General features: G+C 69.5%; 19 protein-coding genes, 1 tRNA gene and 2 pseudogenes. 13 read left to right on the plus strand and 9 right to left on the minus strand.

The features are described 5' to 3' along the window. Positions 1 to 547 precede the first annotated feature (547 nt). Entirely contained in the window at positions 548 to 2,842 is a 2,295-nt protein-coding gene (locus tag ACZ69Q_RS15555; protein WP_471041752.1) for a transglycosylase domain-containing protein, read from the plus strand. A 321-nt stretch (positions 2,843 to 3,163) separates the two neighbouring features. On the opposite strand, the gene ACZ69Q_RS15560 is transcribed toward ACZ69Q_RS15555, so the two are convergent. Then, positions 3,164 to 3,628: a GatB/YqeY domain-containing protein gene (locus ACZ69Q_RS15560; RefSeq protein WP_471041753.1), complete on the minus strand. Its 465-nt coding sequence runs from the start codon at positions 3,626 to 3,628 to the stop codon at positions 3,164 to 3,166. A gap of 121 nt (positions 3,629 to 3,749) precedes the next feature. Between ACZ69Q_RS15560 and ACZ69Q_RS15565 the strand changes: the two genes are divergently transcribed. From ACZ69Q_RS15565 to ACZ69Q_RS15610, 10 genes and pseudogenes are all read left to right on the plus strand, one after another. After that, a complete protein-coding gene (locus ACZ69Q_RS15565; RefSeq protein ID WP_471041754.1) occupies positions 3,750 to 4,676 on the plus strand; it encodes a metallophosphoesterase in 927 nt (308 codons plus the stop codon). A 230-nt stretch (positions 4,677 to 4,906) separates the two neighbouring features. After that, entirely contained in the window at positions 4,907 to 5,716 is an 810-nt protein-coding gene (locus tag ACZ69Q_RS15570; protein WP_471041756.1) for a Pr6Pr family membrane protein, read from the plus strand. Between the two features lie 33 nt (positions 5,717 to 5,749). Then, positions 5,750 to 5,823: transfer RNA gene (locus ACZ69Q_RS15575), tRNA-Pro, on the plus strand. A gap of 404 nt (positions 5,824 to 6,227) precedes the next feature. Beyond that, positions 6,228 to 6,575, plus strand: coding sequence for a GntR family transcriptional regulator (locus ACZ69Q_RS15580; protein ID WP_471041757.1), 348 nt, complete (start codon positions 6,228 to 6,230; stop codon positions 6,573 to 6,575). After that, positions 6,572 to 7,558 (plus strand): DUF1648 domain-containing protein, encoded by a 987-nt coding sequence (locus ACZ69Q_RS15585; protein ID WP_471041759.1) that lies wholly within the window; start codon positions 6,572 to 6,574, stop codon positions 7,556 to 7,558. The genes ACZ69Q_RS15580 and ACZ69Q_RS15585 overlap by 4 nt, the downstream gene beginning before the upstream one ends. A gap of 230 nt (positions 7,559 to 7,788) precedes the next feature. Continuing rightward, positions 7,789 to 8,517, plus strand: a complete 729-nt coding sequence (locus ACZ69Q_RS15590) for a sporulation delaying protein family toxin (protein WP_471041761.1) — start codon at positions 7,789 to 7,791, stop codon at positions 8,515 to 8,517. Positions 8,518 to 8,604: 87 nt separating this feature from the next. Then, positions 8,605 to 9,204, plus strand: a complete 600-nt coding sequence (locus tag ACZ69Q_RS15595) for an SdpA family antimicrobial peptide system protein (RefSeq protein ID WP_471041762.1) — start codon at positions 8,605 to 8,607, stop codon at positions 9,202 to 9,204. Then, a complete protein-coding gene (locus tag ACZ69Q_RS15600; protein WP_471041764.1) occupies positions 9,204 to 10,151 on the plus strand; it encodes a sporulation-delaying protein SdpB family protein in 948 nt (315 codons plus the stop codon). Before ACZ69Q_RS15595 ends, ACZ69Q_RS15600 begins: the two co-directional genes overlap by 1 nt. A gap of 28 nt (positions 10,152 to 10,179) precedes the next feature. After that, positions 10,180 to 10,602 (plus strand): hypothetical protein, encoded by a 423-nt coding sequence (locus ACZ69Q_RS15605; protein WP_471041766.1) that lies wholly within the window; start codon positions 10,180 to 10,182, stop codon positions 10,600 to 10,602. Positions 10,603 to 10,992: 390 nt separating this feature from the next. Beyond that, positions 10,993 to 11,298: pseudogene (locus ACZ69Q_RS15610) on the plus strand (calcium-binding protein); the annotation flags it as partial. Between the two features lie 178 nt (positions 11,299 to 11,476). Here ACZ69Q_RS15610 and ACZ69Q_RS15615 read toward each other — a convergent pair. The 5 genes from ACZ69Q_RS15615 to ACZ69Q_RS15635 all read right to left on the minus strand — a co-directional run bounded on the left by ACZ69Q_RS15615 (position 11,477) and on the right by ACZ69Q_RS15635 (position 16,535). After that, on the minus strand, positions 11,477 to 11,848 hold the full coding sequence (locus ACZ69Q_RS15615) for an SH3 domain-containing protein (RefSeq protein ID WP_471041768.1): 372 nt from the start codon (positions 11,846 to 11,848) through the stop codon (positions 11,477 to 11,479). 133 nt (positions 11,849 to 11,981) lie between these two features. Next, a complete protein-coding gene (locus tag ACZ69Q_RS15620) occupies positions 11,982 to 12,767 on the minus strand; it encodes a calcium-binding protein (RefSeq protein ID WP_471041770.1) in 786 nt (261 codons plus the stop codon). 97 nt (positions 12,768 to 12,864) lie between these two features. Continuing rightward, positions 12,865 to 14,061 (minus strand): acyltransferase family protein, encoded by a 1,197-nt coding sequence (locus ACZ69Q_RS15625; RefSeq protein WP_471041772.1) that lies wholly within the window; start codon positions 14,059 to 14,061, stop codon positions 12,865 to 12,867. A 75-nt stretch (positions 14,062 to 14,136) separates the two neighbouring features. Then, a complete protein-coding gene (locus tag ACZ69Q_RS15630) occupies positions 14,137 to 15,159 on the minus strand; it encodes a hemolysin family protein (RefSeq protein WP_471041774.1) in 1,023 nt (340 codons plus the stop codon). Beyond that, on the minus strand, positions 15,156 to 16,535 hold the full coding sequence (locus ACZ69Q_RS15635) for a hemolysin family protein (protein ID WP_471041775.1): 1,380 nt from the start codon (positions 16,533 to 16,535) through the stop codon (positions 15,156 to 15,158). The genes ACZ69Q_RS15630 and ACZ69Q_RS15635 overlap by 4 nt, the downstream gene beginning before the upstream one ends. A 354-nt stretch (positions 16,536 to 16,889) precedes the next feature. Between ACZ69Q_RS15635 and ACZ69Q_RS15640 the strand changes: the two are divergent. Together ACZ69Q_RS15640 and ACZ69Q_RS15645 are read left to right on the plus strand one after the other, a co-directional pair. Beyond that, positions 16,890 to 17,854, plus strand: a pseudogene (locus ACZ69Q_RS15640) (sporulation protein). A 57-nt stretch (positions 17,855 to 17,911) separates the two neighbouring features. Next, complete coding sequence (locus tag ACZ69Q_RS15645; RefSeq protein WP_030960098.1) at positions 17,912 to 18,367, plus strand: tellurite resistance TerB family protein; 456 nt, start codon at positions 17,912 to 17,914, stop codon at positions 18,365 to 18,367. Positions 18,368 to 18,470: 103 nt separating this feature from the next. On the opposite strand, the gene ACZ69Q_RS15650 is transcribed toward ACZ69Q_RS15645, so the two are convergent. Genes ACZ69Q_RS15650 through ACZ69Q_RS15660 form a run of 3 tightly spaced genes read right to left on the minus strand, consistent with a single transcriptional unit; the run spans position 18,471 to position 21,358 of the window. Then, on the minus strand, positions 18,471 to 19,934 hold the full coding sequence (locus ACZ69Q_RS15650) for an LCP family protein (RefSeq protein WP_471041777.1): 1,464 nt from the start codon (positions 19,932 to 19,934) through the stop codon (positions 18,471 to 18,473). 59 nt (positions 19,935 to 19,993) lie between these two features. Next, a complete protein-coding gene (locus tag ACZ69Q_RS15655; protein WP_471041778.1) occupies positions 19,994 to 20,926 on the minus strand; it encodes a M56 family metallopeptidase in 933 nt (310 codons plus the stop codon). 6 nt (positions 20,927 to 20,932) lie between these two features. Continuing rightward, positions 20,933 to 21,358 carry a BlaI/MecI/CopY family transcriptional regulator gene (locus tag ACZ69Q_RS15660; RefSeq protein ID WP_471041780.1) on the minus strand — a complete coding sequence of 142 codons (426 nt, stop codon included), beginning with the start codon at positions 21,356 to 21,358 and terminating at the stop codon, positions 20,933 to 20,935. Between the last annotated feature and the right edge of the window lie 242 nt (positions 21,359 to 21,600).

Raw genomic sequence — 21,600 nt, forward strand, 5'->3', positions numbered from 1 at the left:
CGCCGTCCTCTCCCGAATCGAGGCTCCCCCACGGCGGCAGCGGCATATTCACCGCCGCCAGTTGAGGACGTTACGGAAGGTGGGCACAGCGCAACACCCCCTTCGGGCCCAATCTTGAATGGCCCGAACGGACTATGCGTAAGCGGCAGATCACCCGGGGGAGTGAGCTGGCGACATGCGTGACTTTCCCGGCAAAGCGGGACAGTTCTGTTGAGTCACAACGGACGCCGAATGACACACAAGGCGGATTCGGACACGTCCCCACCAAAAAAGTGGGCTACCGCCAGAACGATTCGGGGTCGCCGGACGTATTGATACGTGGCCGCACTGCTGTGACAGTTGAGAGCAGCTTAGGCCAAGGCCTGCACGCCTGTCCGGCGAATGGGCCGCATCCGTCATGCGAGCTCCGCTCGCGGGCCGACGGCGACTTTGCCGCGCCGTGCGCGCACGCACGCCACGCGCGCGCATGGCAAGTCTCACGTCACCGTGCCGGGCTCGCGCGCGATCGGCTCTCGGTTCGCTCATGTCTACGGTTTAGGCTGCCCCCATGCCAAAGAACCGCTCGGGCGGTGGTCTGTCGCCGACGCAGCAGGCCGCCAAGTTCCTCGGTGTCAGTGTGCTCGCGGGAGCCGTGCTGGCCGGTATCGCGCTGCCCGCCGTAGGCGCCCTGGGACTCGCGGCCAAGGGGTCCGTCGAGAGCTTCGACGAGCTCCCGACCAACCTCAAGACGCCGCCGCTGAGCCAGCGCACCACGATCCTGGACGCCGAGGGCGGCACGATCGCCACCGTCTACTCGCGTGACCGTACGGTCGTCGACCTCAAGGACATCTCGCCGTACATGCAGAAGGCGATCGTCGCGATCGAGGACGCCCGCTTCTACCAGCACGGCGCGGTCGACCTGAAGGGCGTCCTGCGCGCCCTCAACCGCAACGCCCAGAGCGGCGGCGTCAGCGAGGGCGCGTCGACGCTCACGCAGCAGTACGTGAAGAACGTCTTCGTGGAGGAGGCCGGCGACGACCCGACGAAGGTCGCGCAGGCCACCCAGCAGACACTCGGCCGCAAGATCAAGGAGCTGAAGTACGCGATCCAGGTGGAGGAGGAGCTCGGCAAGAAGAAGATCCTCGAGAACTACCTGAACATCACGTTCTTCGGCCAGCAGGCATACGGCGTCGAGGCCGCCGCCCAGCGCTACTTCTCCAAGTCCGCCAAGGACCTCAAGGTCCAGGAGGCGGCGCTGCTCGCCGGCATCGTCCAGTCGCCGAGCCGCTACGACCCCATCAACGACGAGGCCGAGGCCACCAAGCGGCGCAACACCGTCCTCCAGCGCATGGCCGACATGGGCGACATCTCCCAGGCGGAGGCGGACAAGGCCAAGGAGACGCCGCTGGGGCTGAAGGTCAGCAAGCCCAAGAACGGCTGCATCACCGCGGTCCGGGGCGCCAGCTTCTTCTGCAAGTACGTCGAGAAGGTCTTCCTGAGCGAACCGGTCTTCGGCAAGAACCGCGAGGCCCGCGCCAAGATCTGGAACCAGGGCGGCCTGACCATCACGACGACCCTGGACCCGCAGTCCCAGAGGTCGGTCCAGGCCTCGCTCAAGGACCACGTCAACCAGGACGACAAGGTCGCCGCCGCGACCACCCTCGTCGAGCCCGGCACCGGCAAGATCCTCGGCATGGGCCAGTCGAAGCCGTTCGGCTACGGCAAGAACGAGACCGAGTACAACTACTCGGTCGACGCGAAGTACGGCGGCTCCAACTACGGCTTCCCGACCGGTTCGACGTTCAAGCCGTTCGTCGCCGCGGCCGCGCTGGAGGAGGGCCGGCCGCCGACGCAGGAGTACTCGTCGCCGTACCAGATGGAGTACCCGAGCCCGGTCCAGACGTGCGAGAGCGCGCCCTGGACCAACCGGAACAACGAGAAGCTGGAGAACGAGAGCGAGTCGGAGCACGGCCCCTACCGCCTGAAGAAGGCGATGGAGCTTTCGGTCAACACGTACTTCGTGCAGATGATCGCCGACATCGGTCTGTGCCCGGTGGTCAACATCACCGACAAGCTCCAGGTCCGCCAGGGCAACGGCGACAAGCTCCCCGAGCGCCCGGCCATCGCCCTCGGCTCCGTCGGCCTGTCCCCGCTGACGATGGCGAGCGCGTACGCCGCCTTCGCCTCCCGCGGCATGTACTGCACGCCGATCGCCATCGAGTCGATCTCGCAGAAGGTCGGCGGCCAGCAAAAGTCCCTCGAGGTGCCGAAGTCGACCTGCTCGCGCGCGATGTCAGAGCAGACCGCGGACACCGTCAACAGCCTGCTCCAGGGCGTGGTCGACTCCGGTACGGGTAAGGAGGCCGGTCTCACCGACCGCGACAGCGCCGGTAAGACGGGTACGACGGACGAGCGCCGCAACGCCTGGTTCGTCGGCTACACCCCGAACCTCTCGGGCGCCGTCTGGGTCGGCAGCGCCACCCAGAAGGTCAAGATGCGCAACATCTACATCGGCGGCGAGTACCACGACCTCGTCTACGGCGGCCGGGTGCCGGGCCCGATCTGGCGCGACGCGATGGTCGGCGCCCTCGAGGGCAAGCCCGTCGACGAGTTCAACACCATCCACATCCCGGACGAGGACCGCGACCGCGATCGCGACCGCGACAAGGGCCGGGGGAACGACGACAACGGCAACGGCGACGACAACCTCATCGGCGGCCTGATCGGCGGCGGGGACAACGGCGGCGGCAACGGCGGCAACGGTGGCACCGACGGGGGCACGGAGCCGACGCCGACCTTCTCGATCCCCGAGGGCTGGTGGCAGGGCCAGACGAACGGGAACGGGAACGGCGGGCGCGACTGAGGCGGGCGCCCGGACGGCGGCAGGATTCTGCGACCGCCTGAGTACGGCGACGGCCCCTACCTCCTCGACACGGGGGGTAGGGGCCGTCGGCGTATGCGCTGCCGGTTGGTTGGCCGGGTGGCCGGGCGTCAGCGCGGAATCGCCGGGGGGCGAGGGGCAGCCCGTATCGCCTGGGGCGGGGGCCAGCCCGGCCTTGCCGGGGCGCGGCAGCCCGCGAGCAGCTTCTTGACCGCCGGCGGCGGGGCCAGCCCGCGAGCAGCTTCTTGACCGCCGGCGGCGGGGCCAGCCCGCGAACAGCTTCTTGACCGCCGGTGGCGGGGGTCAGCCCGCGAGGAGCTTCTTGACCGCCGCGGCCACCCGGCCGCCCTCGGCCTGTCCGGCGACCTTCGGGTTCACGATCTTCATGACGGCACCCATGGCCCGCGGGCCCTCGGCACCGGCCGCCTTGGCCTCCTCGACGGCCTGGGCGACGATCTCGTTCAGCTCGTCCTCGCTGAGCTGCTTCGGCAGGTACGCGGCGAGCACCTCGCCCTCGGCCTTCTCCCGCTCGGCCTGCTCGGCGCGACCGCCCTGCGCGAACGCCTCGGCCGCCTCACGGCGCTTCTTCGCCTCGCGGGTGATCACCTTCTGCACCTCGTCGTCGGAGAGCTCGCGCTTCTCCTTGCCCGCGACCTCCTCCTTGGTGATCGCGGCGAGCGTCAGCCGGAGCGTCGAGGAGCGCAGCTCGTCGCGCCCCTTGATCGCGGCGTTGAGGTCTTCCTGAAGCTTCGACTTGAGCGTGGTCATGGCGTCGATTGTCGCAGGTGTGGTGCGGGGAACGCCCGTTGATTTCAAGGGGCCTGCGCGGGGACGCCGTACCGGAGGCCGCCGGGCACGGAGGGCTTCGCCGGTCTGACACGATGGTCGTATGCGCGCGCGATACGGAGTACCCCTGGGAATCACGGCGGTTGGTGCCGCCGGTCTGCTGTACTCGGCGGGTTTCGAGGCCCGTTCCTTCCGCCTGCGACGGGTGACGATCCCCGTCCTGCCGGCCGGAATGCGGCCGCTGCGGGTGCTCCAGGTCTCCGACATCCACATGGTCGGCGGCCAGCGCAAGAAGCAGCGCTGGCTGCACTCGCTGGCGGGCCTGCGCCCCGACTTCGTGATCAACACGGGCGACAACCTGTCGGACCCCGAGGGCGTGCCGGAGGTGCTGGACGCGCTGGGCCCGCTGATGGAGTTCCCGGGCGCGTACGTCTTCGGCTCGAACGACTACTACGGCCCCAAGCTGCGCAACCCCGCGCTCTACCTGCTGGAGAAGGCCCAGGGCAGGCACGGTCTGAACGGAAACGCGCCCGCCGTCGGCGTGATCCACAACCCGTGGGAGGGCCTGCGCGACGGCTTCGACGCCGCGGGCTGGCTGAACCTGACGAACACCCGCGGCATGCTCAAGGTCGAGGGCGTGTCGGTGGAGCTGACGGGCCTGGACGACCCGCACATCAAGCGGGACCGCTACGAGCGGGTGGCCGGCGGTCCGTCGGGCGCCGCCGACTTCTCGATGGGCGTGGTGCACGCGCCGTACCTGCGCGTCCTCGACTCGTACACGGCGGACGACTACCCCTTGGTCCTGGCCGGCCACACCCACGGCGGCCAGCTCCGCGTCCCCTTCTACGGCGCCCTGGTCACCAACTGCGACCTGGACACGGACCGGGCGAGGGGCCTGTCCACGCACACGGCGGAGGGCCGTACATCCTTCCTCCACGTCTCCGCAGGCTGCGGCACCAACCGCTACACGCCGTTCCGCTTTGCTTGCCCACCGGAGGCGACGTTGCTGACGTTGGTGGGGCGGGAGTAGCTGACGTCGGTCGGCCGGGAATAGGAGACGGCGAGTCGTCGCCCGACGGCTGCTGGCTGCAGGCTGCTGGCTGCTGTCAGCCGGCTGCCGGCATTCGTCGGGCGGCAGTCGTGGGCGCAGTCACCCGCACGGGACCACCGGCACAGACCCCCGGCACCCACTCAATCACCCAGTAACCCACCCGGCCCACCCATATCGCCCATTTCGCCCACGCTGCTTAGCGTGAGGCCATGACCGCCCCGATACCCAGGGACATCCCGGACCTCCCCGCGATACCGGGCATGCCCGTACTGATGCCGTCCCACGTCCCCGCCACGGCTGTACGGGCCCCGGTACCCCGGCGCCCGGCCGCAGTGTTCCGCCTTCTGGTGGCCCTGTCCGCGGCCGCGGCGGTGACCGTCGAGCTGCGCCTCGGCAGCCCTTTGCGCACCTTGAGCCACTTCGCGATCCAGAGCAACATCCTGCTGGCGCTGGTCTTCCTCGCCTCGGCCCGCCGCGCCTGGACCGCCCGCCGCCCGCTCCCCTCGTCCCTGACGGGCGCCACGCTGCTCTACACCCTGGTGACGGGCCTCGTCTACCACCTGCTGCTGGCCGACGGTTCGAGCCCGTACGCGCTGCCCGGCGTCCTCACGGGCACGGCCACCGCCCCCACGGGCTGGCACGCGATCACCAACCAGGTCCTGCACACGGCGATCCCGATCGCCGCCCTGCTGGACTGGCTGCTCCTGACACCCACCGCCCAGCTACACCTGCGCCAGGCCGCGACGTGGCTCCTCTACCCCCTCACCTACCTGGCCTTCACCTTCGCCCGAGGCGAGCTCCTCGTCCCCGGCACGCCGGCCCGCTACCTCTACCCGTTCCTCGACGTGGCCCGGCACGGCTACAAGAGCGTCCTCGGCAACGCCCTCCTCATCGGCCTGGCCATCTACGCCCTGGCCATCCTCCTCGTGGCCCTCGACCACGCCCGCCCGAACCCCATCCGCCATCGCGCCCACCACCGCGCCAAAACCGGATTTCGTCTCCAGCCACCAGTGGGCTAAAGTAAACGTCGTCGCCGCGACAAGCAGCGACATCGGGGTGTAGCGCAGCTTGGCAGCGCGCTTCGTTCGGGACGAAGAGGTCGTGGGTTCAAATCCCGCCACCCCGACAGTGAAACACCAGGTCAGGGGCCTGATCCGCTTAGCGGGTCGGGCCCCTGATTGGTTGTAGGAGCCGTTTCGGGAGCCATGTGGGAGCCGAGTTCGGAATCCGGCTCCCCGGCGGCTCACATCTTGCGGGTCGGCCGGTGCCTCCAGCTCGGCGCAGAAGCAGGAACGCCTCGTCACCGCGACCGTCACGATGGAGCTTGGGCCCTATCCAGCCTCACCCTGGGGGTCGCTGGACCCGCGCCCGCTACCTGGCGCCAGACACGGGCAGCCATGAACCGGAGGACCCCGAGAAGCGATCCCCCTCGGGACTGCCTCACTCTGCATCCGAGTCTCGACCTCAGCCGGCATCCCCGGCGCCTCGCCACCCACAAATGAATTGAATGGTGCTATCGTCAGTAGCATCATGCTGCTGAGACTGAATGCTGCGGACAGTCGCCCGCTGCACGAGCAGGTGGCGAGCGCGATCCGCCACGCCATCGCCGAAGGTGAATGCGGTCCGGGGGACCGGCTGCCTCCGGCGCGCGACCTTGCCGAGGCGCTGGGCGTCAATGCCAACACTGTGTTGCGCAGCCTCCGGGCACTGCGTGACGAGGGTGTGCTGGAGTTCCGGCGCGGCCGGGGCGTGACGGTGGCCGACGGGGCGGACCAGCGCTCCGTACTGCTGGAACGCGTAAGCGATCTGGTGGCCGATGCGACGCGCCTCGGTTACAGCAAGACCGACCTCATCGAGATGATCAGGGGGATTCCGTGAAGAAGCGCACGGGCCGCGGGAGCGGAACTACGTGGGGTGTTGTCGGCTGGTGCGCGGGAGTTCTGCTGTTGCTGGTAGGCATGCCGCTGGCCACGAGCGGACGACTGCCGGAGAGACTGGCGACGCACTGGAGCGGATCGGGGGAGCCCGACAACTCCATGCCGCTGTGGGCGGCGGCATTCTTTCCAGCGCTGATCTGGACGGTGCTGGCTCTGGGCGTGACGCTCGGGTTGCGGCGAACGGGCCGGGAACCCGGAACAGCGATACGCGGATGGGCCGGTGTCAGCTTGCTGGCCGGAGGGCTCTTTCTGGTTGGCGGGCAGGCGTCGGTCGTACGGGCGAACCTGGACCGGGCCGACTGGCGCGACGCTGGTTCGGTGACGGGCTGGGTCGTGACGACCGTCGTGGTGGCGGCCACAGCAGGCGTGGTCGCCTGGCTCGCGACCCGTCGGGGACCCGGGACACAAGGCCGGCCAGCGGACGGCCCGAGCATGGAGATCCCCGAGGGTCAGCGGCTGGTGTGGCTTTCCGGTACGTCCAACCCGTGGCTTCATATGACGTCTGCTGTCACGGGGCTTGTAGCCCTGGCCGCCGTCGCGACAGCCGTCGGGGGGTTGGTGAGCCCGCTTCCAGCGCTGATCATGATGGCACCGTTCGCGCTCGCCTCGGTTCTGGTCCTCGGCTGTGCCACCGTGCAGGCACGGGTCAGCGAGGAGGGACTGAAAGTGTCCTTCGGGCCATTCGGTTGGCCAGCGCGTCGCTGGGCTGTCCGGGACATCGAGTCGGCCCGCGTTGAGCAGCGCACACCGGCGCAGGTGGGCGGCTGGGGCTACCGGCTGAGCGGGATGGGCACCACCGTGATGCTGCGGCGCGGCGAGTGCCTCGTCATCAACACCAACGGCAAGGACTTCGCCGTAAGTGTCGACGACGCCGAACGGGGCGCCGCACTCCTGAACTCCTTGGGCGCAAACAGCCCAAGGTGAGAAGTCGGTCCTGGCCCGCGTTTCCCCCGTGCGCGGTCCAGGGCCGACTCCGGCAGAAACCGATAGGCCGCCATCCAAATTCCGTAAAGATTTCAAATAATGGGCATGGATTCAACTACTGGAGCCCAATAGGCGGGGCCCATTTACCTCGTGTGACGTCGGCCACTTTCATTCGACTTCCCCGTTTTTACGTGTAATGATCTTCGACGTCATAACGCGCCGGGGGGAGCGTGCTGACCACACGCCTATCACCCCTCGGAGTGTTCTGTAGAATCGAGGGGATCGAATTGAATATCAAGCAGCGCGGTATTCTGGCTGTCGCCGGCGTTACTGCGGCGGCTCTTTGTGTGGCTGCAGCACCGACGGCGATCGCGGACACCAGCAGCACGTCCGCCAAGTCGGCGGCCGTCGCGCCTGCCACCTCGGCCAAGACTGACGGTGAGAACGTCTTCCGCGGCCTGTTCTTCGGGCAGGGCAAGGCTGGTAAGGACCTGGCCGAGCTGGAGCTCTTCTCGGAGGCACGCCAGCACATCGGCAACGACTCGCCCGACGAGATCCGCGCGTCCGATGCGGTGATCGAACTGATCAACAAGCGGTCGCCCGGCTTCTTCGCGGACCTCAGCCGGAAGTCCCGTAGCGGTGACCCGCGCCAGGTGGAGAAGGCTGTCACCGGTGCTCAGGACATGCTCCTGAGGGTGGCCAAGACGGACACGTCCGCCACTCCCGTTGAGAAGGGGCAGCGCTGCGGCGTCACCGTGGCGGTGGGTGCCGCGGTCGTCCACGTCGCGGCCGTGGTGACCGCCGCCGGTGCCGTCGTGACGGTCACCGTCGCGGTGGGCGCCAACTTCGTCAAGGGCAAGAACTGGTTCTGGAGCGCGAAGCCGACCAGCGGTGACGAGACTCCGCTGTCGAAGGACGAGGCCGTTGCGCAGGTCACGAAGGCGCTGAAGGCCGCCTAGTGACCAAGGGGCGGGGAGGCTGCAGACTCCCCGCCCCTTGGTCCGGCCTTACACGACGGCGCCCCACGGGGGCAGGGGACTCACCACATGAAAACCAGACTCCGCCGCTTCTACGACGCTTTTACGCGAAGCGGGGAAGACTCTATTTCCGTTTCATTGAAAATGATGGCCGCTGTTTGCGCTGTGTGGGCCATCGTCATCGCGTACGCGGTCCAGGAACATCTACCGAAGAACGTCATTTCACTGCCCGCCCAGGAAAAGGCTAAATATACGGTCGTGAACCTGGCTCCCCAGGGCTGGGCATTCTTCACCAAGTCACCGCGGGATCTCGAAGTCATTCCTTTCAAGAAGGCTCCAGGGGACTGGCAGCCGCTTTCACTGGCTCCCCATGCCTCACCGCGGAACGCTTTCGGCCTCGATCGCGAATCGCGCGCTCAGGGCGTCGAGATCGCGATGCTGCTTTCCGCCGCGCAGAAGGACGACTGGCGCAAGTGCTCCGACGACAGACAACGCTGTCTGAAGAGCTTCGGCGCACCCGCGCGGCACATCGAAAACCGCTCGCCGGACCCTACTCTGTGCGGAACCATCGGCCTGCTGCAGGAACGCCCCACTCCGTGGGCGTGGCGTGACCTCATGCCCGAGGCCCACAGCCCCGAAGGCGTCATGGTGCTGGAGGTGACGTGCTGATGCGTCGGCGCACCATCCCCATACCGTGGGCCTCCGGCTACGGCTTGGCCCGTACGCTGCTGGCCCTCGGCACCCTCGGCACCCTGGCGTTCAGTGACGCTGCCACCCTCTTCCGGGAGGTGGCCACCGTCGGCCAGTATCCGCTGTGCCGGGGTGTCACGGCCGGTGGCGCCTTCTGCCTGGTGGAACCCGACCACTACGACACCGTGCGCTGGCTGTGCTGTCTCGTTCTCGTCGTCGTGGCCAGCGGATGGCGGCCACGCTTCACCGCCATCCCGCATGCCTACGTGGCCTTCAGCGTCTTCACCGGCATCTCGATCCCCGACGGCGGTGACCAGATCACCTGGGTACTCACCCTGCTGATCGCCATCGTTGCCGTGGGCGACTCACGCCGCTGGCACTGGCAGCACCGCCCGGCTCAAGACCCCGAATCCCAAGGGCGCGGCGTGCTGGCGCTGCTCGGCGTCAGCGCGGTCGTCGTGGCTCGGCTCCAGATGGCCGTCCTGTACTTCCAGTCATGCGTGGCCAAACTTCCCCACGCCGAATGGGCCGACGGAACCGCCCTGTACTACTGGGTCAACAACTACGACTTCGGCGCCCCCGGTTGGCTGCGGCCCATGGTCAACGCCGTCGTCCACACCCCCGCGGGCGTGGCCGCGATGACCTGGGGACCGCTCGTCCTCGAGATCGCCCTGGCTGCCGCGCTCCTGATGCCCCAGAAAGTGCGTTGGATCCTGCTGGCCGCCGGTGTCCTCTTCCACCTCTCCATCGCGGTCGTCATGGGCCTGTGGAGCTTCGCCTTCGCCATGTGGGCCGGCCTTCTGCTCCTGCTTGCGCCCCTCGGCCACGACCCCGACCTGGGACGCGTCCTCCGCGCTCTGTCCCGACGGACTCGGACGCCAGAGCCTGTGCGCGACGAGCCCATCAAGGAACCTTCCCCCGCCTGACGAAAGGAACGGCACCATGCCGTCACACATGTTCAAAGCCGTCGCCGTGGCTCTGGCCTCCACCAGCGCCGTCCTGATCTCCGGCGCACCCTCATCCGCCGCAGGCGTGCCGTGGGACGTCGCTCACAGAACCGCCACCGCTCAGGGAACCCGCGCGATCGAAAAGGGTCCTCTGAACTCCACATTGGTGGTCAAAGGCGAGCTGACGAACACTGGGGACGGCTGCTACTCCGTGTGGTTCCGGTTCACCGATGACTTCGTGCCCGGCCCCACCGTCGAGCACGCCACCCAGTGCGGCCGCGGCTCGACCTCGATCGACTTCCGCATGACAACCAGGCCAACTACCACCGGCTCCATTTTCATCTGCAAGGGCGGGACCCGTGAGGACTGCGGGGACCGCAAGACCATCACCTCCTGGCCCGTTCAGAAGCCCGCCGTTCGCACGAGCTGACTGGCACCGCCGACGGTCGCTCCCGTCCAACCCCTGCGTCCAGTAGCGGGCCGCCGGGGTTGCCCGGGTTGATCGAGGGCGCGGATGCGCAACGGAGGCGATGCCGGTGGATCGCAAGGGGCCGACCTGCTACTTGAGTTCGACTATTCGGACCGGGTGCCAGTGGTGCGAGCAGTACTTTCGAAGTCGCGGTCGTAGTGCAGCAACGTGGGTTTCCTGCTTCTTCCGCGCCTGCGGTCACGAGGACGTCCACGGCTCCAGCGCTCTAGGCCCGGTGCCGAGGAGGCACCGGGTCTGAGTTGCTGTACGGCCCATGAGGCGCTTGCGCATGGCAGGGGTGACATGGGCGTAGCGCGCCGAGACCGAGCCGTCGATGTGGCCCATGCGTTCGTCACCGTGAATGCCTCGCCCGAGCCCGTCAAGAAGGGCAAGAAGATCACGGTCACCGGGGTGCTCACCCGCGCGAACTGGAACAACCACACATGGGCCGGCTACAGCGGCCAGAGCGTCAAACTGCAGTACCGGCCCAAGAACTCAAGCACCTACACGACGGTCAGGACCATCACCGCCAGCAGCACCGGCAGGCTGAGCAGCACCGTCACGGCCACCGCCGACGGCTACTACCGCTTCACCTTCGCCGGCACCTCCACCACCCCCGCAGCCACGGCCGCCGGCGACTACGTCGACGTAACCTGACCTTGTTCAGGGACGCCCAGGGTGAGCCTCCGGTCATCAAGGGTGCGCCGGCTCCCAGCCCATCAGCCGCGCATTCCCGGCGCAGGCCGACAACGAGCCGAAGGGCCATTCACGTGATCGTGAATGGCCCTCGCTCGTTCACCCGCAAATAGGTTGTGAACGGCACCGCACCATGCCGTCAGGAGGCGCCCAGCGCCACGCATTCTGCTGCGACCCAGCCGTCACGGCCGTTGATGCGGACGGTCTTCCAGTAGTTGGACGTGCCGCCGCATGCCGTGTACCTCTGGCCCTCCACGTCGCCCTCTCCGAGGCTTCCGCAGGGCACCCGTCCGCCGGCGGCGATCGTCCCCACGACCGCGTACCTGGTGCCGGCTCCGCCTCGGACATTCAAGGTCGATCCGGAGCGGTTGTGGGCGTAGCAGCTCACCGCGGCCGCGGAGGCCTTCTCTGCTGCGGCGGTCGCAGGTGCGGCGCTGACGGGGCCGACCGCGGCACCGATCACCCCAAGTGCGGACACGGCGACGGCAGAGGCTTTCAGGGACAGGCGCATGTCTTCCAATCCTTCATCTGGCTAGCGAGCCCAAGCCAAACTCAGCGAAACGATCACAACAAGATCATTTTTGGCCAGAGCTCCGAACACGGGCAAGGACGCCGGCCGGCTTGCCGGCGATCCCCGTGCGTGGTTACTGGACGTCCACGAAGTCGCCCGTCGCGTTGACCGCCGGAGTTGTCGCCGTGCCGGCGAAGCTGTAGCGGAAGTAGCCGTCGGTGGAGGCGGTGACGGTGGTCTTGAGGTTGCCCGTCGAGTCCGACTTGATCGTCTTCACCGTGGTGTAGGTGTTGCTGCCCTTCTTACGGAACTGCAGCTTCACCGACTGGTTCGTGTAGCCGTGGTACTTGTTGTCCTCCCAGTTGGCCCGGGAGAGCTTGCCGGTGACCGTGATGGTCTTGCCCTTCTTCACGGGCTCCGGCGAGGCGTTGACCGTGAGCTGCGAGGCGCGCTGCACCTTGAACGTGGTGGCCGCGTCCCGGTGGATGAAGTCGGAGTCGTGGGCGGAGACCAGCGTGCCCAGGTCCCAGGTGGCTGCCGCGTTGTTGTCGACGAAACCGGTCGACGCCTGCGGGTCGAACGTCAGCGTGCCCGAGCAGGTCGACGTGGTCGCGCTCACCTCGACACACGTGATGTCGCCGTCGTCCGCCCAGATCTGCGCGAAGTTCGGCGTCGGGCCGAAGGCGCTGAAGTAGGTCGTCTCGGCGATGCCCGAGTCGTCCGACGCGGTCACGGAGACTTTGGCGGACACCACCTTGGTGGTACCGACCACGACCGGCTTGCCGCCGTTGACGACGACCTTGTCGATCGTGATGTCGCCCACGCCGCCGTCGGCCGCCTGGGCGGCGGTGGTACCGACCACGCCGGCGACCAGCGTGAGGCCGGCGCCGAGCAGGGCGAAGCGCCCGGTTGTGCGCATGAATGTCCCCCCGGGGATTCCTTGGATGATTGACCATCAGATGATCAGGGGGAGCGTACGGCGCCGGCCAACGGTTCACCACAGGGTTAATTCGCGGTCACCGGATCCTCGGCTCCAGCACGCAGCGGAACGTGCGTTGCACGGGAGGCGTGCACAGTGCCGTCATGAGCGCGGCGGCGATCAGGGTGACCGTCAGTTCGCCCGTCGGGTGGTGGAGCCAGGCGGGGGCGTACCAGTCGGCGTACTCGGCTGTCTGGGCGAGGAAGCCGTGGAGGAGGTAGCCGCAGAGTGTGGCCGTGCCCAGGGTGGTGAACCAGGTGCGGTGGCCGGGCACCCAGGCAAGGAAGGCGGCGGCCAGCACCACCGAGCAGCCGAATGTCGCCAGGGTCATGACCGGGCCGGACCAGGCGGGTGCGCCCAGGGCGGTCGCGCTGTCGTTGTGGAAGAACCAGGCGTAGTTCATCCTCGGCGCCGCCCAGTACGCCAGCACCAGCGCGCAGGCGAAGACCGGCGCGGCCAGGAGGCGGACCTCGCGCCGGTGCACCAGCCGGAGGTGCTCGGGCTTCAGGCACAGGCCCAGCACGAAGTACGGCAGGAACTGTGCGACCCGCTGGAGGTCGAGGTCGCTCCCGATGGACGGTGAGAGCGTCGCCAGGGCGGCGATGGTCAGGGCCAGAGGCAGCGGCCGGCGCACCGTCCTCCAGATCGGTGACGTCAGGCGCCAGATGAACAGGGCCGCCAGGAACCAGGTCAGGTAGAGCGGGTCGAGGAGGGTGACCGGGCGGTCGGGGTCCTCGCTGGTCCAGCGGGTGAAGAAGGTGTACGCCGTCTCGAAGACCACGTAGGGAATCACCGTGCGCTTGAGCAGGCCGCGGAGTCTCCTCCCGGTCGCCTCGAAGTCGCGCGATAAATGGCCCGCGATCACGGCGAACACCGGCATGTGGAAGGCGTACACGAGCATGTACAGGGCGGTGGTCGTCCTGCTGCCCTCGCGCAGGGGTTCCCAGGCGTGGCCGACCGCGACCAGGACGATCGCCAGGTACTTGGCGTTGTCGAGGAAGGGGTCCCGCAGCGCCGGTCCCGGTCCCGGTCCCACCAGTGCCGTACCCGCCGGTCCCGGTCCCGGTTCCGGTTCCGGTTCCGCCGGTGTCGTACCCGTCGATCCCGGCCCCGCCGACCCCGGCCCCGCCGGAACCCGTCTCGCCCCCGCCTCCGCGGACGGCAGCGATTCCTGTCGTCCGTCCGGTGCGGCAGTGGCGTCTGTTACCGGTGTGGCGCGAGGGGGGAGCAGCATCGCCTGCACCCTAAACACATCGGCGAGCCCTCGCTCAACCCCCGCAGGCAATCCCCGCAAGGGCCCGCCCTCACGTCACGCTGCCGTCTGAGCCGGCCCCACCAGTTCGGACAGAACGTCCTCCATCGTCACGAAACCGATCACCTTGCCGCCCTCCCCGAGGACGGCGGCGAGATGGCTGCCCTCGGCCCGCAGGGCCGTCAGGGTGTCGTCCAGCGGTGTGTCGATGCGGACCCGGGTGACCGGGTGCAGGGCGGCCGGCGGGAACGGGCGGTCCCGGTCGGTCGTACCGAGGGTGTCCTTGATGTGCAGGTAGCCGAGGACGGTGCCGTCGGCGGCGGTGACCGGGAAGCGGGAGTAGCCCGCCTCGGCCGCGACCCGCTCCAGTCGGGCCGGCGTGACCGAGGCGTCCACGGTCCGCATCCGCCGCGCGGGGACGAGGATCTCGCCCACCGGGCGGGTGCCCAACTCCAGGGCGTCGCGCAGGCGTTCGCCGTCGGCCGGGGTGAGCAGTCCGGCCTCGCCCGCCTCGACGACCATGCGGGCGAGCTGGTCGTCGGTGAAGACGGCCTCGACCTCGTCCTTCGGCTCGACGCGCAGCAGCCTCAGCAGGGTGTTGGCGAAGGCGTTGATGCCGAAGACGAACGGCCGCAGCGCCCGGGTGAGGGCCACCAGGGGCGGGCCGAGCAGCAGGGCGGTGGGGACGGGGGCGGCCAGCGCGATGTTCTTCGGCACCATCTCGCCGATGAGCATGTGCAGATACGTCGCCACGGTCAGCGCGATCACGAACGCGATCGGGTGGACCAGGGCGTGCGGGACGTGGGCCGCCTCGAACGGCGGCTCCAGCAGATGCGCGATGGCCGGTTCCGCCACCGCGCCCAGCACCAGCGAGGAGACGGTGATGCCGAGCTGGGCCGTGGCCATCATCGCGGAGAGGTGTTCCAGGGCCCACAGGGTCATCCGCGCCCGCTTGTTCCCGTCCTTCGCACGCGGCTCGACCTGGCTGCGGCGCACGGAGATCAAGGCGAACTCGGCGCCCACGAAGAAGGCGTTGGTCAGCAGCGTCAGGGCGCCGATGGCCAGTTGCAGCGCGGTCATCGGGCGTCCTCCGTGAGTCGCGCCGCAGGAGCGGGGGCGGGGGCAGGGGCAGAGGTAGGGGCGGAAACAGGGCTGGAGGCCGGCCGCGTGATGCGGATGCGGTCGGCCCGGTGGTGGTCCACGTCGACGACGTCCAGCTTCCAGCCGTCCAGATCGAGCACGTCCCCCTTGGCGGGGATCCGGGCCAGGCGGGTGGCGATCAGGCCGGCGAGGGTCTCGTACGGCCCCTTCGGCGCGGCAAGGCCTATGCCGGCGAGTTCGTCCAGGCGTACGCCGCCGTCCGCCTCCCACACCGCCTGCCCGTCCCGGGTCGCCGGGGCGGACTGGAGGTCGGGGGCCTCGACCGGGTCGTGCTCGTCGCGGACCTCGCCGACGACCTCCTCGACGATGTCCTCCATCGTGGCCACGCCGGCCGTACCGCCGTACTCGTCGATGACGACGGCCATGGTGCGGCCGGCCCGCAGGCGCTCCAGCAGCCGGTCGGCGGTGAGGGAGTCGGGCACCAGCAGGGGTTCGGTGGCCAGTTCGGTGACCGGGGTGGTCGGGCGCCGTTCGGGGTCCAGGGCCAGGACGTCGCGGATGTGGACGGTGCCGATGACCTCGTCGAGGCTGTCGCGGTAGACAGGGAAGCGGGACAGGCCGGTGGCGTACGTCAGGTTCGCCGCGTCTGCGGCCGTCGCGTGCGCCTCGAGTGCCTGTACGTCGACCCGCGGCGTCATCACGTTCTGCGCCGTCAGCTCGCCCAGGTGCAGGGTGCGTACGAACAGCTCGGCGGAGTCCGGCTCCAGGGCTCCCCGGGCCGCCGAGTGCCGGGCCAGCGCGACGAGTTCCTCGGGGCTGCGCACGGAGTCGAGCTCCTCGGCGGGCTCCAGGCCGAAGCGGCGCACGAAACGGTTCGCGGTGTCGTTCAGATGGCGGATGAACGGGCCGAAGGCGGCCGTGAAGCCGCGCTGCGGTCCTGCGACCACCTTGGCGACGGCCAGCGGGCGGGAGATCGCCCAGTTCTTCGGCACCAGTTCACCGACGACCATCAGCACCACGGTGGAGAGCGCCACGCCCAGCACGGTCGCCACCGTCGAGGCGGCACCGCCCAGGCCGGTCGCCTCCAACGGGCCCCGCAGCAGCGCGGCGAGGGACGGCTCGGCGAGCATGCCGATCACCAGCGAGGTGACGGTGATGCCCAGTTGGGCGCCGGAGAGCTGGAGGGTCAGTCGGCGGACGGCCCGCAGCGCGCCCTCGGCGCCCCGCTCGCCCGCCGCCGCGGCACGCTCCAGTTCGCCGCGCTCGACGGTGGTCAGCGAGAACTCGGCCGCGACGAACAGCGCGCAGGCCAGCGTGAGGAGGAGGGCCGTCAGGAGCAGCAGGACCTCGGTCACCGTGCCACCCCCCTTCCCTCGTGCGGGCGGGAATCGGCACGGCTGGTACTGGGAGGCTCACCCATCGCGGGCTCGTGTCTCCTTCTCTCTTCGGGGTCTGTCTCAGGGCGGGCGGACCACTCGTCGGCGGTCGGGCGGATGCCCGCTCGGCGGCCGGACCCACCGCGCCGAACCGACGGCCTTTCCGGAGCCGAACCGACGGCCCTTTTCGGACTTTCCCGCGGCGGGCGTCGTGACACCGGCTCCGGCGGGTCCGGCCATCCTATTCTTCTACTCGCTTGTAGAGAACGGCCGCGGATCCCCGGTTGTTCCCAACGGACACGCACGTACGCACGTGAAGGAGTGAACGCCACGATGGTGTTCAAACGACTGCTCGGCTCGCTCGGTGTGGGCGGCCCCACGGTGGACACGGTCCTCGACCCCGGGCCCGCGCTGCCCGGCGGCGCGCTGACCGGCCAGGTCCATCTCAGAGGCGGCGGCGCCGACTTCGAGATCGAGTCGATCGCCCTGGAACTGGTGGCCCGGGTCGAGGCCGAGCACGAGGACGGCGAGAGCGAGGCGCCGTCGCCTTCGAACGGTTCACCGTCGGTGGCGGATTCCGGCTCGCCGGGGGCGAGGAGCGCTCCGTGCCGTTCAGCGTGACGCTGCCCTGGGAGACGCCGGTCACCGAGCTGTACGGCCAGGCGCTGGGCGTCGTCCTCGGCGTGCGCACGGAGCTGTCGGTGGCGGGCGCGAAGGACAAGGGCGACCTCGACCCGCTGGCCGTCGGCCCGCTGCCCGTGCAGGAGGCGATTCTGGAGGCCCTCGGCCGGCTCGGGTTCGGCTTCCGGTCCGCCGACCTGGAGTACGGCCGTATCGGCGGCACCGGGCAGCAACTGCCCTTCTACCAGGAGATCGAGATCACCCCCTCGCCGCGGTTCGCGCACCAGGTGAACGAGATCGAGGTGACCTTCCTCGCCGGCCCGGCCGGCATGGAGGTGGTCCTGGAGGCCGACAAGCGCGGCGGACCGTTCTCCGCGGGCCACGACGCGCTCACCCGCTTCACCGTGGGGCACCACGACACCCGCGACTGGAACGCCGAGGTCGAGGGCTGGATCGAGCAATTGTTGGAGCACCGGGCGTCATACGGATCGCACGCGGCGTACGGGCACGGGCACGGGCACCATCACGGGCACGGTTCAGGACCCGGCGTCGGCACCGCCGTCGCCGCGGGGGCCGCCGGGCTCGCGGTCGGTGTCGTCGGCGGCATGGTCGCGGCCGAAGTCGTCGACGAGGTCGGGGACTTCTTCGAGGGCGAGGAGGAGGGTGAGGAGGGCTGAGCCCGCACCTGGTAGCTTCTACAGTGCTGTAGAAGTTATCGATCGTATGGAGTTCTCATGGCCCTGTGGGACCGCATCAAGGAGTCCGCATCGACGATGCAGACCCAGCTCGTGGCGAAGAAGAACGACCTGAAGAGCGGTGCCTTCCGCGACGCGAGCATGGCCATGTGCGCGCTCGTCGCCGCCGCGGACGGCACCGTCGACCCGTCGGAGCGCCAGCGCGTGGCCCAGCTCATCGCCGGCAACGAGGTGTTGCAGAACTTCCCCGCCGACGATCTGCGCCGCCGTTTCGAGGAGAACCTGAACCGGCTCACCACCGACTTCGACTTCGGCAAGGTGAGCGTGATGCAGGAGGTCGCCAAGGCGAAGAAGAAGCCCGCCGAGGCGCGTGCCGTCATCCAGATCGGCATCGTCATCGGCGGCGCCGACGGCGACTTCGACAAGGACGAACAGGCCGTGGTCCGCGAGGCGTGCTACGCGCTCGGCCTGCCGCCCCACGAGTTCGACCTCTGACCGACGGGCATCGGCCCCTGATCGGCCCCCGCCCGAGCGGCACCTGGCCGTCCCCCGCCCGAGCGGCACCTGGCCGGCCCCCGTCCGAGCGGCGCGGGGCCGGTCAGTGGATGCGTTCGGGGTCGAGGTCCTTGCCGACGACCAGGGTGACGACGCCGGCCGTGGCCTCCGGTGCCCGCGTGGCCTTGACGCCGGGCAGCCGTGCGGCGAGTGCCTCGGCCTCTTTCTCCAGGCCGGCGGGGTAGGTGACCGTGGTGGTGCCGGTGTTCTCGGGCGCGTTGCCCGTGCCGGTGACCGTGACGCCGGCCGTGCGCAGTTCCTCCGCGACGGTGCCGGCCAGGCCCTGGACCGAGGTGCCGTTGAGGACCTGGACGCGCACGGCGGAGGCGTACAGCGGGTTCTTCGCGCCCGCCTCCAGCCGTTTCTTGTCGACCTCCCTGTCCTTGGCCAGGTCGGTGAACAGGTCGGTGGCCTGCGGGTACTGCCAGACGACGTTGGCCTTGTCGGTGGCTATGTCCGCCTCGCGCGGGTAGTTGGGGACCGTGAGGAAGGTCAGGCGATCGCTCGGTATTCCCTTGAGTTCGGACGCCAGTCCGAACAGCGGCTTGATGCCGGCCAGGTCGGGGTCCGTGGTCAGGGACTTGGTGCCGGACTGGAGGAAGCCGTAGAGGGCCTTCGGGCTGGTGAGCTTGTCCTTCGCCTTGGCGGCCAGGGCGTCCATGAACTCCTGCTGGCGTCCGATGCGCCCGATGTCGGAGTTGTCCCCGACGCCGTAGCGGACCCGCACATAGCCGAGTGCCTGTTCCCCGCGGACGGTCTGGCAGCCGGGCTCCAGGTCGAGCCGGGCCTTCTTGGAGTGGATGGCCTCCTTCGGGCAGACCTCTATGCCCTCCAGGGCGTCGACCATCCCCTTGAAGCCCTGGAAGTCGACGGACATGAAGTGGTCAATGCGCAGCCCGGTGTTGGCCTCGACCGTCTTGATGGAGCAGGCGGCCGCCCCTGCGACCTCGCCGCTGCTGCCGCCGATCGCGAACGCCTCGTTGATCTTGAAGTGGTGCGGGGCGGAGGTGCTGCCGTCGCCCTTGTCGCAGGCCGGTATGCCCACCCAGGAGTCGCGGGGGAACGACACGACCGTGGCCCACTTCCGGTTCGCGGGCACGTGCAGCACCATCAGCGTGTCCGACTGCATGGTGGTCAGGTCCTTGCCGTACTTCGCGTTGGCGCCGTCGCGGCTGTCGGAGCCGACGACGAGGATGTTCTTCGAGCCGGGGCTGAGGTTGACCGGCCGGTCACCGCCGATCTTGTCGTCGACGTCCGCCGACTTGATGTTGTCGTTGAGGTCCTGGTAGACCCACGCGCCGACGCCGGCGACACCGAGGACGACCGCCGAGGTCACCCCCGCGCTCCAGGCCAGTATCCGCCCCCGCCGGGTCAGCCGTGCCGAGCCCCTTCCGGCCCCCGTCCCGGCCCCCGTCCCTGTCTCCGCCCCGGTCCCGGCCGACGTACGCCGCCGTTTTCCCGATCCGCTCACCAGCGCCCTCCCCCTCACCCATAGCCGTCCCCCCATGAACAGACGGCGAACTTCGTCACTTGCGTTGCCTGCACCGGCCGATCAGGCGCCCTGGGTCACAGGGGCGTGGCCGCGTGCAGGATGAGAACCATCGTCACCGCCGAGTTGGCCGACGACATCGCCGATACGGCCGTCCCCACGGCCGCGCACCACGCCGCCAGCCCCACCGACGTGAACAGCGACGGCCAGCGGCGCACCGCCGGGGCGGGCCCGAGCAGCGCGGCGACCCGGCGGGGCACGGGCCCCGGCGCCGCGAAGCCGGCCAGCGTCGCGACCGGGGCGCCCCGGGACACCAGCGCCGCCTTGCCGATCGCGCACGCCACCGTCCGACGGCTGCCGACCGTCTGGGCGGCCGCCTCGTCCGCCCAGCGTTCCGCCGTGTACGACACCGCCGTACGCAGCGGGCGCAGGAACGGGTTGGCGCGCGCGGCCAGTTGGACGGCGAGCAGGAAACGGTGGTGGTGTTCGGTCAGATGGGCCCGTTCATGGGCGAACAGCGCCCGGCGTTCGGCGGGTTCGAGATGGTCCAGCAGCCCGGTGGTCACCACCACGCGGTCGCGTCGCCCGCCGGGCAGCGCGTAGGCGTACGGCAGCACGTCGGGCAGTACGGCCACCCCGGTCCCCGGCAGTCCGGTCAGCGCCCGGTGGGTGTGGCGGCGTACCCGGGCGTGCCGCAACAGGGTGCGGGCGCAGGCCACGAGCACCGCACACAGGGCCGGGATCGCCGCCTTGCCGACGACCTCGTCGTAGGGCACGGCCGCCCGCACCTCGGGGTCGGACCAGCCGTCGGGCAGCGGGTTGCCGGGCAGTTGGGCGGTGCCGACGACCATGGCCAGGCCCAGGCAAACGGTGCTGCACACCGCCATCACCGCGGCGACCGCGGTGAGCAGTCTCGTGGCGGTGCGGGGATGCAGGTGCTGCTCGGCGAGGCGGGCGATCGGCCATGCCGTGAGCGGCAGGACGAGCGGCAGAAAGACGAAGACCCCCATGAGGCGTCAGTCTTCCCCCTCGCCCGGGGACCGACCCGCGCCGCCGGACTCGGCCACGCCGCCGGTCTGCCCCAGCAGTTCGCGCAGCAGCCGTTCGTCGTCCGGCCCGAGGCCCGTGACGAAGCTGGCCAGCACCGCCTCCCGGTCGCTCTCGGCGTCCAGCACCCTGCGCATCCGGTGCGCGGCGAGGCCCGCCTGGTCCGAGGCCGACGTCCACGCGAAGGACCGGCCGGCCCGCTCCCGGGTCACCGCGCCCTTGGCCAGCAGCCGGGTCAGGATCGTGATCACCGTCGTATAGGCGAGGTCGCCGCCGAGGCGCTCCTGCACCCAGCCGGCCGTCGCGGGTCCGTCCGCCTCCGCCAGCGCCGACAGGACCAGCGCCTCCAGCTCGCCCTGCCCCCGGCGCCGGGATCCCTGCCGGTGATCCGCCATGCCCTGTCTCCCTTCCGCTGACCTGCGCGTCATGCGCGATCCATCGAGCCGTACAGCGTAAGGAAAGCAGAGGCCGCCCGACGGGGACGAGCTTCTCATATTTCTACAGTGGTGTAGATTTCTGAGGTACGGCAATGCCGTCACCTGACGCCAGGGCGAGCCGTACCGCAGCGGCGCCAGGGGGCCGTGGTTCCGCGCGGTCGGCCAGGGCTACGCTTCGGGCCTGGCCCAGCGTCCCTGCT

This window comes from Streptomyces sp. NPDC036764 (assembly GCF_055609385.1).

What these genes read in the sequence shown, in the direction of transcription:
- ACZ69Q_RS15620 (WP_471041770.1), bottom strand. Translation starts at nt 12,767, where the DNA reads ATGCGCACAACCGGGCGCTTCGCCCTGCTCGGCGCCGGCCTCACGCTG.
- ACZ69Q_RS15660 (WP_471041780.1), bottom strand. Translation starts at nt 21,358, where the DNA reads ATGGCGGATCACCGGCAGGGATCCCGGCGCCGGGGGCAGGGCGAGCTG.
- ACZ69Q_RS15655 (WP_471041778.1), bottom strand. Translation starts at nt 20,926, where the DNA reads ATGGGGGTCTTCGTCTTTCTGCCGCTCGTCCTGCCGCTCACGGCATGG.
- ACZ69Q_RS15560 (WP_471041753.1), bottom strand. Translation starts at nt 3,628, where the DNA reads ATGACCACGCTCAAGTCGAAGCTTCAGGAAGACCTCAACGCCGCGATC.
- ACZ69Q_RS15600 (WP_471041764.1), top strand. Translation starts at nt 9,204, where the DNA reads ATGCGTCGGCGCACCATCCCCATACCGTGGGCCTCCGGCTACGGCTTG.
- ACZ69Q_RS15615 (WP_471041768.1), bottom strand. Translation starts at nt 11,848, where the DNA reads ATGCGCCTGTCCCTGAAAGCCTCTGCCGTCGCCGTGTCCGCACTTGGG.
- ACZ69Q_RS15565 (WP_471041754.1), top strand. Translation starts at nt 3,750, where the DNA reads ATGCGCGCGCGATACGGAGTACCCCTGGGAATCACGGCGGTTGGTGCC.
- ACZ69Q_RS15625 (WP_471041772.1), bottom strand. Translation starts at nt 14,061, where the DNA reads ATGCTGCTCCCCCCTCGCGCCACACCGGTAACAGACGCCACTGCCGCA.
- ACZ69Q_RS15650 (WP_471041777.1), bottom strand. Translation starts at nt 19,934, where the DNA reads ATGGGGGGACGGCTATGGGTGAGGGGGAGGGCGCTGGTGAGCGGATCG.
- ACZ69Q_RS15645 (WP_030960098.1), top strand. Translation starts at nt 17,912, where the DNA reads ATGGCCCTGTGGGACCGCATCAAGGAGTCCGCATCGACGATGCAGACC.
- ACZ69Q_RS15570 (WP_471041756.1), top strand. Translation starts at nt 4,907, where the DNA reads ATGACCGCCCCGATACCCAGGGACATCCCGGACCTCCCCGCGATACCG.
- ACZ69Q_RS15630 (WP_471041774.1), bottom strand. Translation starts at nt 15,159, where the DNA reads ATGACCGCGCTGCAACTGGCCATCGGCGCCCTGACGCTGCTGACCAAC.
- ACZ69Q_RS15605 (WP_471041766.1), top strand. Translation starts at nt 10,180, where the DNA reads ATGTTCAAAGCCGTCGCCGTGGCTCTGGCCTCCACCAGCGCCGTCCTG.
- ACZ69Q_RS15580 (WP_471041757.1), top strand. Translation starts at nt 6,228, where the DNA reads ATGCTGCTGAGACTGAATGCTGCGGACAGTCGCCCGCTGCACGAGCAG.
- ACZ69Q_RS15555 (WP_471041752.1), top strand. Translation starts at nt 548, where the DNA reads ATGCCAAAGAACCGCTCGGGCGGTGGTCTGTCGCCGACGCAGCAGGCC.
- ACZ69Q_RS15595 (WP_471041762.1), top strand. Translation starts at nt 8,605, where the DNA reads ATGAAAACCAGACTCCGCCGCTTCTACGACGCTTTTACGCGAAGCGGG.